The 13,022-nt window shown below is 33.6% G+C and carries 13 protein-coding genes; 1 reads left to right on the forward strand and 12 read right to left on the reverse strand.

Annotated elements, in window-relative coordinates; translation table 11 throughout:
* Positions 1 to 195: 195 nt before the first annotated feature.
* The 12 genes from mutY to CACET_RS16610 all read right to left on the reverse strand — a co-directional run bounded on the left by mutY (position 196) and on the right by CACET_RS16610 (position 12,265).
* Positions 196 to 1,284 carry an A/G-specific adenine glycosylase gene (gene mutY / locus CACET_RS16560; RefSeq protein WP_044824266.1) on the reverse strand — a complete coding sequence of 363 codons (1,089 nt, stop codon included), beginning with the start codon at positions 1,282 to 1,284 and terminating at the stop codon, positions 196 to 198.
* A gap of 35 nt (positions 1,285 to 1,319) precedes the next feature.
* Positions 1,320 to 1,994 (reverse strand): uracil-DNA glycosylase, encoded by a 675-nt coding sequence (locus CACET_RS16565; RefSeq protein ID WP_044824267.1) that lies wholly within the window; start codon positions 1,992 to 1,994, stop codon positions 1,320 to 1,322.
* A 286-nt stretch (positions 1,995 to 2,280) separates the two neighbouring features.
* Positions 2,281 to 2,424, reverse strand: a complete 144-nt coding sequence (locus tag CACET_RS20635) for a hypothetical protein (protein WP_158386123.1) — start codon at positions 2,422 to 2,424, stop codon at positions 2,281 to 2,283.
* 27 nt (positions 2,425 to 2,451) lie between these two features.
* Positions 2,452 to 2,826 (reverse strand): hypothetical protein, encoded by a 375-nt coding sequence (locus CACET_RS16570; protein ID WP_044824268.1) that lies wholly within the window; start codon positions 2,824 to 2,826, stop codon positions 2,452 to 2,454.
* A 299-nt stretch (positions 2,827 to 3,125) separates the two neighbouring features.
* Entirely contained in the window at positions 3,126 to 3,674 is a 549-nt protein-coding gene (gene thpR, locus CACET_RS16575) for an RNA 2',3'-cyclic phosphodiesterase (RefSeq protein ID WP_044824269.1), read from the reverse strand.
* A 140-nt stretch (positions 3,675 to 3,814) separates the two neighbouring features.
* Positions 3,815 to 4,750 carry a DMT family transporter gene (locus tag CACET_RS16580; protein ID WP_044824270.1) on the reverse strand — a complete coding sequence of 312 codons (936 nt, stop codon included), beginning with the start codon at positions 4,748 to 4,750 and terminating at the stop codon, positions 3,815 to 3,817.
* A gap of 128 nt (positions 4,751 to 4,878) precedes the next feature.
* On the reverse strand, positions 4,879 to 5,958 hold the full coding sequence (locus CACET_RS16585; protein ID WP_044824271.1) for an anti-sigma factor domain-containing protein: 1,080 nt from the start codon (positions 5,956 to 5,958) through the stop codon (positions 4,879 to 4,881).
* Positions 5,948 to 6,688, reverse strand: a complete 741-nt coding sequence (gene sigI / locus CACET_RS16590; protein ID WP_044824272.1) for an RNA polymerase sigma-I factor — start codon at positions 6,686 to 6,688, stop codon at positions 5,948 to 5,950. Before sigI ends, CACET_RS16585 begins: the two co-directional genes overlap by 11 nt.
* A gap of 425 nt (positions 6,689 to 7,113) precedes the next feature.
* Positions 7,114 to 8,274, reverse strand: coding sequence for a cation:proton antiporter (locus CACET_RS16595; RefSeq protein ID WP_044824273.1), 1,161 nt, complete (start codon positions 8,272 to 8,274; stop codon positions 7,114 to 7,116).
* Positions 8,274 to 8,621, reverse strand: a complete 348-nt coding sequence (locus CACET_RS16600) for a hypothetical protein (protein WP_052661315.1) — start codon at positions 8,619 to 8,621, stop codon at positions 8,274 to 8,276. The genes CACET_RS16595 and CACET_RS16600 overlap by 1 nt, the downstream gene beginning before the upstream one ends.
* A 368-nt stretch (positions 8,622 to 8,989) precedes the next feature.
* Positions 8,990 to 11,047: a methyl-accepting chemotaxis protein gene (locus CACET_RS19640; protein ID WP_052661316.1), complete on the reverse strand. Its 2,058-nt coding sequence runs from the start codon at positions 11,045 to 11,047 to the stop codon at positions 8,990 to 8,992.
* 405 nt (positions 11,048 to 11,452) lie between these two features.
* Positions 11,453 to 12,265: a hypothetical protein gene (locus CACET_RS16610; RefSeq protein WP_044824274.1), complete on the reverse strand. Its 813-nt coding sequence runs from the start codon at positions 12,263 to 12,265 to the stop codon at positions 11,453 to 11,455.
* Between the two features lie 391 nt (positions 12,266 to 12,656).
* Here CACET_RS16610 and CACET_RS16615 point away from each other — a divergent pair, with 391 nt between their 5' ends.
* Complete coding sequence (locus tag CACET_RS16615; protein WP_044824275.1) at positions 12,657 to 13,010, forward strand: hypothetical protein; 354 nt, start codon at positions 12,657 to 12,659, stop codon at positions 13,008 to 13,010.
* Positions 13,011 to 13,022 lie beyond the last annotated feature (12 nt).

Raw genomic sequence — 13,022 nt, forward strand, 5'->3', positions numbered from 1 at the left:
CATTTTAATATACACGGTCTCGGTAATATTATATCATAAAATTATGATATAATATTACCGTTAACTTAATCCATAATTTGTAATGCTTTTTTGTTCCAAGATCCTTCGCTAGACTCAGGATGACAGTTGGAGAGAATTTTGGTAATAATTGTGTTAAGTTAACGCCTATGATATTGTTATATAATTATCAATATTTTAATCAAAATATATAATTTTTTTGAAAGCAGTTGGCAGAGGAAGTTGTTTTAATTCATCGATGGAGATCCATCTTATTTCAGGATAATCTATTGTTTTTTCCTCTATGAGTATCATCATATATAACTGCATTTTCCACTTAATATGTGTAAAAATATGATTTTTTTCTAAAAGATATTTGATATCGCCTGCCTTAATACCATAGGTTTCCTCTAATTCTAGGAGGATGCTTTTTCCATCTTGAAAACTTTTCTCTTTTTCTACAGACGGTAGTCCCCATAAATCTCCTAAAAGTTTATCCTTCGGTCGTTTTGTAATAAGGATCTTTTCATCTTTATATACCAGTGCCATTTCCATGATGACTTCTTTTGGTTTTAGCTTTTTCCGTTTGACAGGCAATGTCTCTTGTATCCCCAAGACCCTAGCTTTACATAATTCATACAGGGGACATGCTAAGCATTTTGGAGAAGTAGGCGTACATATAAGAGCACCTAACTCCATCAAGCCTTGATTAAAAGAAGAAGGGTTTTTATGGGATACTACAGCTTCTCCAATTTGCTGCATCTTTTTTTGTGCAGTGCTTAAAGTAATATCTTCCTTTATATAAAAGATCCGTGAAAAAACCCGCATAACATTTCCATCTACAGCTGGTACCGACTGATGAAACGCAATACTGGCTATAGCCCCAGCGGTATAAGGTCCTATCCCCGGTAGTTTAAGTATTTCTTCATAATTTCTTGGCATCTCTCCTTGGTATGTTTCAACAATAATCTTAGCTGTTTGGTGAATACGTTTTGCTCGGCTGTAGTAACCTAACCCTTCCCATGCCTTTAATACCGTCTCCTCATCAGCTTCTGCTAAATCCTTCATTGTGGGAAATGTAACTATAAACCTTTTATAATAATCTATGACAGTATCTACTCTTGTTTGCTGAAGCATAATTTCAGAAATCCATATATAATAAGGATTTAATGTTTCTCTCCAGGGGAGTTGTCGATGATTTTTTTCATACCAGGAAATAAGTTTCTCCTGTATTTCTGAGATTTTTTCTATATTTAAAGCTTCACTAATATTTTTTGACTGCTTCATTGTCCTCTCCTTTTATGTCTAAGTCTTATTTCAAGCTATAGATTAGGAATTTGCCAATTAATTTCATCACTACCAGTTTGCCTTAAAAAATTATTGGTTTTTGAAAAAGGCTTGCTTCCAAAAAAACCTCTATTGGCAGAGAAAGGACTGGGATGAGGAGCTTTGATGATATAGTGGTTTGAAGAAGTAATAAGACCTTCCTTTTCCTGAGCATTCTTCCCCCATAAAATAAATACCATGGGTTTTTCTCTCTCATTCAACAGCCCAATGATTCTATCTGTAAATATTTCCCACCCTATTCCCTTATGAGAATTTGGTTCCCCTTTTCTCACAGTGAGAACAGCATTTAGCATTAGTACCCCTTGTTTTGCCCATTCTACTAAATAACCATTGTTGGGTATAGTACATCCTAGATCTTCCTGTAGCTCTTTAAATATGTTCTGCAAGGAAGGCGGTAATTTAATCCCTGGCTTTACAGAAAAGCTCAATCCGTGGGCTTGTCCTGGACCGTGATAAGGGTCTTGTCCTAAGATAACCACCTTTGTATCATTATAAGGGGTTAGATGTAAGGCATTATAAATGTCATATTTATCAGGATAAATAGCTTTTGTATTATATTCTTCTATCAATAGTTCCCTTAATTTCAAATAGTAGGGCTTCTGAAACTCCTCCTCCAGCAAAGCTCCCCAATCATTCTTTAATATAGTCATACTAAACTCTCCTCCTATCTACTCTTATCTACTACTATTATAGCAATAATTCATAGAGGTTAACCAAAAGTATTTTCAAGGATTTGTTTCTATTTAAAAAGACATTAGAAAATATCTAATGTCTTTTTGATTCTGGCTCTGTTAAACACTATTGTTGATTTTTGACTAGATAATTATAGTAACAGCTGATGAAGGCTCTGCCATCCTGAAGGAACTGAAGGATGACACTAGTTGCAGTCCTAGGGCTTTTTTCAATATCACATCTATCTTTAACATAGCTTTTATTTTAATTCTCCTCATCTGTTAAGATACTTAGAAAGTCTTTGGCTATTTGTTTTTTCCAATCTTTATTAGCTCTCTTTATAAGAAAATGACCACCAGCACAAAGGCTTATAAAAATCAACAAAACTGCGATTTCCTCAAAGTACATTGCTATTCCTCCTTATCTGCAATATATTCATCCTGCAGATAAGAAGCCCTTGTAATTGCTCATATGGTACTTAGGTATAAGTAGTTGATATAACTTCAAAAACAAGCGGGACCAATTATGATATTCATAAGAATTTTTAACATGATGTATTATTAGAAAGAAAAGTAGTATAGGGATCATCCATAGTACATCTATAGGATCCACATCCACAAGATCATCATCACTGTTTTGGATTTGATCATCAATAATCACTAGCTTAGCGTGGGAAATACCAGATAGACGTATACTATTCAAAGAAATACTATTGTTTGGAGCATTTGTATCAATATCAAAACATAGTAAAAACATCAGTAAAAAAATCATAGCAAGAGGTAAAAATATTTTTATTCCCCTTATTTTCATATAAACACCCTTTTCCCTCAGCTGTTGATAATTGTATTTAAAATTCCTCTACTTATATAGCTATAGATATGCGTCCTTAAATTTTAATGTACTAAGGGCTATATTTGCAGCCCATAGTTTTGGAAGAAACCGTAGACCGTGTATATTAAAATTTAACTTTAGAAGTGCACATCTATATTATAATATGCTTAGAGCCTGGATAGCAACAACAAAATCCGTGATTTTGTTCATCTCGTCTTTTTCAAAATCTCAAGAAGTGACTAGCTTAAATATCAGTATTTTTTGAGCTTGCTCACCACTTAAAAAAGTGGAAGATTCACTCTGAACAGATCTATATAAGTCAATTTTCCCTTTATATGTCTACTTTCGAATAAAACAACATCCTTAACAGTAAATTCTCCTATTTTCTTGGTATGAAATTCAGCTAAATCAACAGCCTCCAGCTTAGGGCGAGAAACTAAAGTGATATGAGGTTTAAAGGGTCTCTCTTCTAAGTTATAGCCGCTTTTTATTAACTCAGTATGCAGCTCATCCCTTAAGTGATGTAATAGGATTAAGTTCTCCTCCAGGGCTGACCACAAAATATTAGGTTTTTTTAATGAAGGAAAAGCCCCTAATCCCTTTATACTTAGATTAAAAGGTTTATGGTTGCTTGTTACTTTAGACAAGCTATTGGTCAAGATAGGAATGGCATCGCTTTCTAGTTCTCCTAAAAATTCTAAGGTTATATGAAGGTTTTCTATAGCCTTCCACGATCCCTTAACACCATACCCTCTCAACTCAGATTGAAGTTGAAAGAGATTTTGCTTCATCTTATCAGGTAAATCAATCCCTATAAATAATCGCATAAGACTTCTCCTTTGATTTCATTACTTTTCTATTGTATAGATAAACTTCACTGTTCTTCTGTTCTCAGCTACAATTGAATCTACATCTCCTATATATTTTGCCCCCATCTTGCTATAAGATTCTTTTACTTAAGAACTGGTTACTGGTACTGTACCTTTACTTTTTTACTATTGATCCAATCTCGAAGACCTACTGCATATAAAGCTCCAATCACAATAAAGATCCCTAGTACTTTGTTTCTAGTCATTGGTTCATGAAGAATAAAGTAACTTGTTATACCAGTGATAGCCGGACTAAGATTTAAGTATAAAGCAGCTACTTCTACACCTACTCTTTCCATGCCGTAGATATAAAATAGATAGCCTAAGGCCGCACATACTACCCCTACAAAGATAAGGTTAAGTAGTAAAGAGGGCAATATCTCCACCTGTTGAAACACAGGTAAAACTTTGGGAATATCTATTAAGGCGATGATAAAAAGAAGTAGTGTTCCTGCTGTGCATTGTTTGCTTAATAAGTAAGTACTATCATATTTTTTCTGAAGTTCGTAGGTTTTGATGGTATAAGCAATCCAGCTGAATACTGAACATAGCATTAAGATACATCCTATCAAATCTGATGTGTTTAAAGATGTACTGCCGATATCCAACACAAGAAATACTCCAAATATACCTGCTAAGATACTTCCAAGCAAGAAGGGCTCCATTCTTTTTTTGTACAGAACCATATTTGTCAGCAGGGTAAAAATTGGGATCATAGCAGCCAGTAAAGATGCTAAAGATGCACTTATATAATTTAGAGCCATCCCTTGAAAGAAATAATAGACAGCAATCCCTAGAAATCCCGTGATTATCACAAGTTTCTTATCTTCCTTCCTTATTTCTTGGAGTTGTTTGCCTCTCTTTAATTTTATCTTAACGAGCATTGTAAGAAAAATAGAAGCAATGGCAAATCTTAAAAAAATCAATGTAAGGGTTGGTAGATGCTCTAATAAAAGTTTCATACTAACATAATTGATACTAAAAATAAATACTGCTGCTGCAACTGCTAAGTTTCCAATGGTTTTTTCATTCATTGATGCCCTTCCCCACTTTCTATAGATGTTGATAACTTACAGCACTATTATACACTATCTACAGTCTATTTAGTTAGTCTGATTTTACTTTTAAGACATGGACTCTCTGACAAAAAAACTCTAGAAAATTATTCTCTAGAGTTTTTTCCCTTATTTTCTTTTATTTTTTCAGATTTTTTACCTTGTCCAGGATGTTCCTCAAATACTGGATGTTCTTTTTTCTTAATCACAGTCCCTTTTTCTTCTTGATCATTCGTGTAGTGGTTTAATTTTTGCTGTTCTTTTTGTACCGCTGGAGGGACTTTTTCTTCTTTTTTACTGCCGGGATGTTGGTCAAAGATTGGATGTTCCTTGACTTTTCCACCTTGTTTCTCATTCTGTTTTTCTTCCTGTTTTTTATTTTGTTTTTTATCTTGTTCTTCATCTTGATTTTGAAGCTGTATTAATTCTTTAACTTTCATCTCTTTAACTTTTATCTCTTTAACTTTCTTTTCCTCTGTTGTATCTACATCAATTTTATCATTCTTATATTCTTTTAAATTTTGATAAACTTGCAATTTTCCCACAGAAGTTTTTTCTTCTCGTGCTGTCATTAATAAATCTTCAGTAGCTTCTATTGTAATGACTTCTATCTTTTCTCCTTGCTTTAATGCCTCCAGTTCTACTTCTTCTTTTGTAGCCTCAATCATTTTTCGGAACTTTTCTGTCTCAATTTCCTCTTCCTGTAAAAAGACAGTTGCTATTAGCACATAGTTCTCCTGTTCCTTTAAAACGTATCCTTTTTCTCTCAGTTCCCGTAATAACAGTTGAAAAGCTTCTTGAAAAGGCTTTTTCTCTAGGGCATCTAAAGATAATGTCTCTGCCTCTTTATTCACAGCAATAGCCTTCAAAACCTGATTTTTATTATTTACTTCCAATTGTATACTGGGGTTTATATCAATAGTAACTACCGCCATTAACTGATTGGCTGTATTCCAAGACTTAAGTCCATAGACAGAGGTTATGATCAAAAGAAGAACAGCCGCTGCTACCAAAGAAAAAGTGCGAAGGGTTTGATTTTTATGAAGAACAATTTCCTTTTCATAAAATTCAATTTCCATGCCTTCTTGTATATTTTTTCTTTTTTGTATTTCGTAAAAACTGCATTGCTCTGTCATAACAACCATTGTTTCTTCTCTAAGTTCCATAACACAACCTTTATGTTGCATCCACTTCACTCCCTTCCTCTATAGAAAGATAATGTTTAAGGGTATCCAAATTGCTCTCTAATATAAATATCACTGCAATAATAAATTTTCTATTTCTTTGGATGACTTTCTTTGATACTTCTAAGTTTTTTACTATTTGTGTTATAGGTAAATTTTGTGTCCGAATAAACTTTTCCCTTAACAGTTGATTTTCATAAACATATCTTCCTATCTTGATGGCAGTGTTTTTCGTATCTCCGTGTTTAGGAGCACTTTTAATTAAATCCTCTAAAGAAACACCGAAGTCTTTCATTCTCTCTACTAATGTGGCCATATCAATTTTTAATTCGATTTGACTTTCGAAACCTTCCTCTATAGCCGCATCCTCTTGAATTTCTTCCCTATTTTCATTTAAAAGTTGTACTGTCTTTATCCTTTGAGAAGCTTTATACTCCCTTCTCCATTGATCGATCACTCTGCTTTTCATAACAAGGGATGCAAAAGACAAAAAATTTCCCTTTTTTTCATCATACTTATCTATAGCTTCATTAAAAGCTATTAATCCAATACTAAAAACATCATCATTTTCTAACTCTATGTATTTATGTAATTGATTGCTGAGGGATTTTGTAATGAAGGGAATATACTCCTGAATTAACTGTTCCTTCAAGGCTATGTCCCCCTGCTGAATACTTTTCACCCGTTCCTCAATCGTCTTTTTCTTTTTGAATAAATGGAGAAATTTCGCCACTGCCTCACCTCCTCTTTAAAGTATACGAAAAAAAACAAGTTTTTCCGTTACGAAACAATAAAATCTATACATAAGTATACCACAAAGGAGTTCTCCTTTTTTTGCACCACTTTTTTCCTTTTTAGGTCTATATGCTTCTCTTTCCATTGAACCTTGAATTCTATTTCCTTAGTATCTTTAGCTTGATTTTTTTAACGATATAAATCCTTTCCTCTAAACCTTATATCTTATAACGAAACATGGTCTACTTATAAGCAACTTGGATTGTGCAATTATTTCCATAGAATCATGAAAATTAAAAGACTCTCTTACAGAGAGGATCATTGTGAGAAATCGAAACATAAAAGCAGTCTTTACTGTTAAGGTAAAGACTGCCTTTATGTTTCATGTGAAAAGTTTGAAATGGAATTTATTTAAAAAAGCAATTATATTTCTCCTGTATTTTTAAGTGCTTGTTTAAGCATCAGAGGACCTACTATTTCAAAAAATATCACACCGGTTAATAAAATCCCAGTAATAATCCCCCCTGAAGCAGGTAGTTTCTGCTCAGCAATAATACTTAAACCAATGGCAACTCCCGCCTGGGGGGTTAATGCCATACCAATATTCTTTTTTATTTGCATATCTAAAGATGTAAAGTTAGAGAAAATGAAGCTACCTCCTATTTTTCCTAATAATCTTCCTCCTATATATCCAATCCCTACAATTCCTACACTACCTAAAATAGATAGATCTAGCTTAGCACCTGCAAGCGTTAAGAATAAAACAAATATAGGCAATTCAACTCTTTCTAGCGTAGAAGATAAAACAAGCTTCTTATTTGTAAGATTTACAATGGTAGCTCCCTTCACCATATTGATCAATAGAGCTGACAAATTAAAATGATTAGCAATGCCGATATTTAGTAAAATAAGTCCCAGTAAAAAAACTAAGAATTTATTATTGTTGGTCTTTTTCTTAATCATATAAGAGACAGCTAGTCCACCTAAAATTCCTAAAATAATGGCTAGACTAATCTCAGTAATCAATAGTATGAATAGGGTAGTTCCTCCTATGTCTACATTTCCTATTCCTTGCAATATAGCTGTCACAATACCAAATACAAATATGCAAATAAGATTATCAATAGCAACTAATGCCAGCAGGTTTTTAGTAAACTCCCCCTTTGTTTTATATTCCTTAACAATAGAAAACACACCAGAGGGAGACACTGTCATAGCTAAGATGCCTAGCACAATCGCTAGCTGAAGCTGTAACCCTAGTAGATAAGTAAATAGAAATACTGAACAAAAAGTCACTAACTCATCTCCTAAAGATACCAGCAATAATGTTTTGCCGAACTTTTTAAAAACTAATCGATGTAGTTCTGCACCAATGGATAGTGCCAATATTCCCAGTGCCAATTCATTTACAAATTGCAGAGACTTTATGGTTTCTTTTGTAATAATATTTGTAAAAGATGGTCCTAGTAATAATCCAAATAAAATATATCCTGTGACAGAGGGTAAATTAATTTTTGATGCAGCTTTACCCCCGACCAAACCTATCAATAAAATAATACCTACATACAAGGGTGCGTTCATCATCAATCACCACACCCTTGAGATGTAATTCCTTTTACAAAACTCACTGGCACACAAAAAACAAATGCAGTATCTGCTTTTTGAATATCTCCTAAAGCTTTCTCTACAACTTTTACTGCCTTATCTCTTTCTTGCTGGCAATGAACAACTGTGAAGATGGTCTTACTATTATTTTTATTATCTTCTTCTAGATCTGCAAATTGTGCAAAAAAGGGAATATGATCCGCTATAATATGACCCATACCAGCACTATCTATAACTGTCGCTCCCTTTAAACCTTCCTCCATAAATCCGTCTAAAATTTCTGTTAAGTACTCTATTTGATTCAAAACAATTACAACTAGCTCCAAATTTTTTCCTCTCCTTTTATCTTGACTTTATTTTTACGGCAAAGCCCTCCTCTAAGCGTTAGCGCAGGTGGGGGTCTTTACCTATTTTCAATAATTTACATCTGTCAGCTAGAATCACTGGATTTATATGAACAATTCTGGATAATCGTTCTTCGTATGAATATGAGATAATACAATCTAGTCAAGGTGAAACTCTTATATACAAGATTCCTTTCTATGTTTTTTTGATACTTCACTTACTATAGTATAACCTATCTATCCGCGACTTGGCAAATAACCCCTTTTCTATAATATAAAACAGCCAGAAGATTTATGCTGGTTACTGCCTCACATAAATCCTCAGACTGCTTTTTTAGGTGCGTTAAGCCTTAAATCCTAAACTTTAATACAAGCTGGTTTAATTCTTCTGCTAAATCCGCTAAGTTTTTGCTGGCATTTGCCACTTCCTGTACGGAAGCCGCCTGTTCTTCAGTAGCAGCTGATACTTCTTCTGTGCTGGCGGCATTTTCTTCTGCAATAGCCGCCATACTTTGCATAACATCAATCACTTGATTTTTTGCTTCCTCCATTGCTTGACCTGATTGATTAAGTACGGCTATAATCTCTTTTGTTTTCTCAATAGCCATAGCAATACCTTCAAATTTTTTCTCTGTCGCCACAACCCCCTCTGTTTGAGCTTGTGCCAATTTAGATACCTCCTGCATTGTATAAACAGCATTTTCTGTTTTACTTGTTAAGTCTGTAATGATGGATGTTATTTCTACAGTAAACTCTGTAGACTGTTCTGCTAGTTTTCTAATTTCCTCTGCCACCACCGCAAATCCTCGCCCTGATTCGCCTGCTCTTGCCGCCTCTATAGCAGCATTTAATGCCAAAAGATTTGTTTGTTCTGCAATACTTTGAATCATGTGACTAGCCTTGTCTATTTTTTCTGCACTCTGATTAGCATTTATGATCACTTGATGAATTTCTTCTGTCACTTTATTGTTAACCTCGGTTTTTTCTATGAGTTCTTTTAAAGTCCTAAAGCCTTCATCCTTTAGTGTCATCACTTTATCTGTAGATACATTTAACGCCTTCATACAATCCTGATTCTTTTCTATTAATCCCCCAATTTCTTCTACCTTTATAGCACCACTCTCCGTGTCTTGAGCCTGCTGACTACTGCTTTTAGCAACTTCTTCAATGGTTTTGGCTACCTCTTCTGCCATTTGGCCTGACTGTTGACTGGTAAGCGTTAAATGCTCAGAAGCAGTGGATAATGTTCCTCCCGTTTGCAGGATTTTTTCTAGTGTAATTTTAAGGTTTTCTGTAATTTTTTGGAAGGCATTAGATAACTGTCCAATCTCATCTTTTCTAGCTAATAAGTGGGCAGGTAAGTTCTCACTTAAATTACCCTCTGCTATTTTTATTGCCTGCTCAGTTGCTAAACCGATAGGTACTACAATGGAATTAGCGATAAAAACACTTAGTGTTAAAATAATCACAATTATAATTAAGCCCAATAACAGGATATATAGCATTAAATCTCTAGCCTGGCTATTTAAATCATTATGATCTGCAGTAGCTACAAGATACCAATCCCACGGCTCAAAATACCTAAACACAGCAATTCTATCTATATCTTCATATGTATATTCAATAAGCCCATTTTTTTCACTCACTATTTGTTTGGCAAAGTCATGGACTAAGAGATTCTCTCCCCTATTTGTTGGATGAAACAGTAGTTCTCCAGATGAATCCATAATATATACGTATCCTGAACTACCTAAAGAAACATTACTGATAATCCCTTCAAAGATTGTATCCAGCTCTGGTACACCCACATACAACATACCTACTATGTTATTTGTTTGATCATAAAGCGGTTCATAGGCTGTAACGTACCAATCTCCTAATACATTTGCCCTTCCATAATACCTCTCACCCTTTATAACACTTTGATAAACAGGAGAATCACTTTGAATGGCGGTGCCTACAGCTCTTTGTCCACTATCATGCCTAACGTTAGTACTAATTCTAACAAATTCATTGTTGTGTAGTATAAAAATAGTTGTCGTACCTTGCACCATTACATACATTTCATCAACAAATGTCTCATCTAAACTTAATAGCCTGTCTCCTGCATACATTTTGGGTAGCTTATATTCTCCTACATCAATATGTTCTTCATCTTGAACTCTTATTTTTCCTAAGTTATAAAGAAATTTTTCAGTGGTGTTTAATATACTGGTTGTTTGTTTGGTTAATAAATCATTTCTTTCATAGGAAACATTATAAGTAGATTCGATGGCTATATTCATCTTTTCTTCTACTTCTTTATACAGTGCGTTTTGAGATTTATTTACAGCTAAGGTTCCCAAGGTGCCTATGCACAATACTACAATTACTAAATAGCTGATGATTAATTTCTTTTTTAATCTCATTTTTATCCCCCCTATTGAATGTAACCTACCAACCTTGATTTTTCTTCAGTCCAGAACCCCACCCTTCTTACATTGTTAAATATTTATTAATTAAGTATACCATATTTTTACTAATTATATATAATGTATAGTTTAGTACAATACTATATTTTTTACCTTTCAAAAGAATTTAAGCTTTGTTATGCAAGACTTTATTATTCTGGTGAAACTGAAGGATTTTGATTTATGGCACTAGTTACAATCCTGAGGATTTTTTTTCAATAACAATATCTTATTTTTAATAGAGCTTTAAACAAAGTTTTCCTTATAAAAAACTGCCAGTTGCTGTATGCAACTGGCAGTTTTTTATATTTTATGTTGGGGTATAAGATCCCCAATTTTAGGGGTTAGCATAGATATGCACTTCTACTTTTTAGCAATGCTAGTTACTATATCCTTTTCAACACGGATAATAACATTATCTCCAACCTTAACCTCCCTTAGATCCAAACTCTTCACTACTGAGAAAATCTTATCATTGCCATCTATACGTAATACTAGAATTGGATGATCATCTGTATATTTAGCAATCAGTCTTCCTTCATATTTTGTTGCTCCTTGATTCACTTTTATTTCTATGACGTCTGTTCCTCTTACCTTGATATCTGCCTTCATATTCACCTTTATATCTTCCAGCAACTTTCTCTCACCATCTATTTCAATAATCGCCTCATCCTTTACATAGTAGAGGACTTCTTTATTATTATGCACCACCACGATCTCTCTATTTTTATCACTTATAGACTTGATCACGACTTCCTTCATGGTTATAACTCTATTTCCTAGGTTTTCTGCGTAAATTTCTACTACAGTATTATTTTTATCTAGTTTCAAAACTACTTCATCATTCTTTTGTAATTCTTGAAGGCTTCCGGTTTTTTCATCTATTTCTACCTTAACAGAATCAGCTATTAATAAGTAAATATAAGCCGTTCCTTCTTTTATAGCGATTCTTCTGGTTTGTACATCAATGCTTTCAATCGTTGTATGATATTGGTTATGAAGAACCTTATCGCTTTTTTCCTCTTTAACTTGCTCTTCTTGTAAAAATCTTTTTTGAATTCCCGGCGGCAATCCTCCCTTTTTTTCTAACCCAGGCGGTACAAATGCCCCAACAGTAGATGCGGTAAAGGTAAAGAACATTAGCAGTGCAACTAAACTTACATATTTTTTCTTCATTTCACTACCTCCTTAAATATTTTCTATTATATTGTTACGAAAACAATCAAAGTTTTAGGGTATTCTATAGATAATTTTTGATAAGTTTTCATATTTTTCCATACGCCCTACATTTCTACACTTGATTATTAAGGGTGTAGCATCTATTATAGATAAACAACATCAGGACTTAATTTTGATAGCAATTAGAGTAAATATTCTTTTTAAAATATTATAGCTTTTAATAAAATTATTTAGGGACTTGGGGATTCTTTTGAAATTCTAAAATAATCTTTTCTAAAGAGGTTCCTATCCTAGATATAGAGGAATAAAGCTAATAATGAAAGTTGTGTAATATAAATACCAGGTATACAATCAAAGGTAAAATAAAATTGCTAGGAGGTGTTTTGAAGTGCATGCATTGTTTATTGTTTTAAACAAACCAGAGTATCTAGATGAGATCCTAACAGAGTTTGTGAATATTGGCATCAATGGAGCTACTATTATAGATAGTCAAGGTATGGCAAGTGCCCTGGTAGAAGGTCATCATAGTGATATTCCTATCATCGGCAGTTTAAGAAATCTTGTGGATAGTTCACGTCCTTATAACAAAACCATTTTTACTATCCTGAAGGATGATAAAATAGTGGACCAAGCCATGGAAGCTGTTAATAAAATTGTAGGAGGCATGAATAGCAAAGGCACAGGAGTAATGTTTACTGTTCCTGTAGGTAAAATATTAGGTATAGAAAATTTAAACAAATAAGCAGTATATCGT

This window comes from Clostridium aceticum (assembly GCF_001042715.1).
Taxonomy (GTDB): Bacteria; Bacillota; Clostridia; order Peptostreptococcales; family Natronincolaceae; genus Andreesenella; species Andreesenella acetica.

What these genes read in the sequence shown, in the direction of transcription:
- CACET_RS16610 (WP_044824274.1), bottom strand. Translation starts at nt 12,265, where the DNA reads ATGAAGAAAAAATATGTAAGTTTAGTTGCACTGCTAATGTTCTTTACC.
- CACET_RS19640 (WP_052661316.1), bottom strand. Translation starts at nt 11,047, where the DNA reads ATGAGATTAAAAAAGAAATTAATCATCAGCTATTTAGTAATTGTAGTA.
- thpR (WP_044824269.1), bottom strand. Translation starts at nt 3,674, where the DNA reads ATGCGATTATTTATAGGGATTGATTTACCTGATAAGATGAAGCAAAAT.
- CACET_RS16570 (WP_044824268.1), bottom strand. Translation starts at nt 2,826, where the DNA reads ATGAAAATAAGGGGAATAAAAATATTTTTACCTCTTGCTATGATTTTT.
- mutY (WP_044824266.1), bottom strand. Translation starts at nt 1,284, where the DNA reads ATGAAGCAGTCAAAAAATATTAGTGAAGCTTTAAATATAGAAAAAATC.
- CACET_RS16585 (WP_044824271.1), bottom strand. Translation starts at nt 5,958, where the DNA reads ATGCAACATAAAGGTTGTGTTATGGAACTTAGAGAAGAAACAATGGTT.
- CACET_RS16565 (WP_044824267.1), bottom strand. Translation starts at nt 1,994, where the DNA reads ATGACTATATTAAAGAATGATTGGGGAGCTTTGCTGGAGGAGGAGTTT.
- CACET_RS20635 (WP_158386123.1), bottom strand. Translation starts at nt 2,424, where the DNA reads ATGTACTTTGAGGAAATCGCAGTTTTGTTGATTTTTATAAGCCTTTGT.
- CACET_RS16580 (WP_044824270.1), bottom strand. Translation starts at nt 4,750, where the DNA reads ATGAATGAAAAAACCATTGGAAACTTAGCAGTTGCAGCAGCAGTATTT.
- CACET_RS16595 (WP_044824273.1), bottom strand. Translation starts at nt 8,274, where the DNA reads ATGATGAACGCACCCTTGTATGTAGGTATTATTTTATTGATAGGTTTG.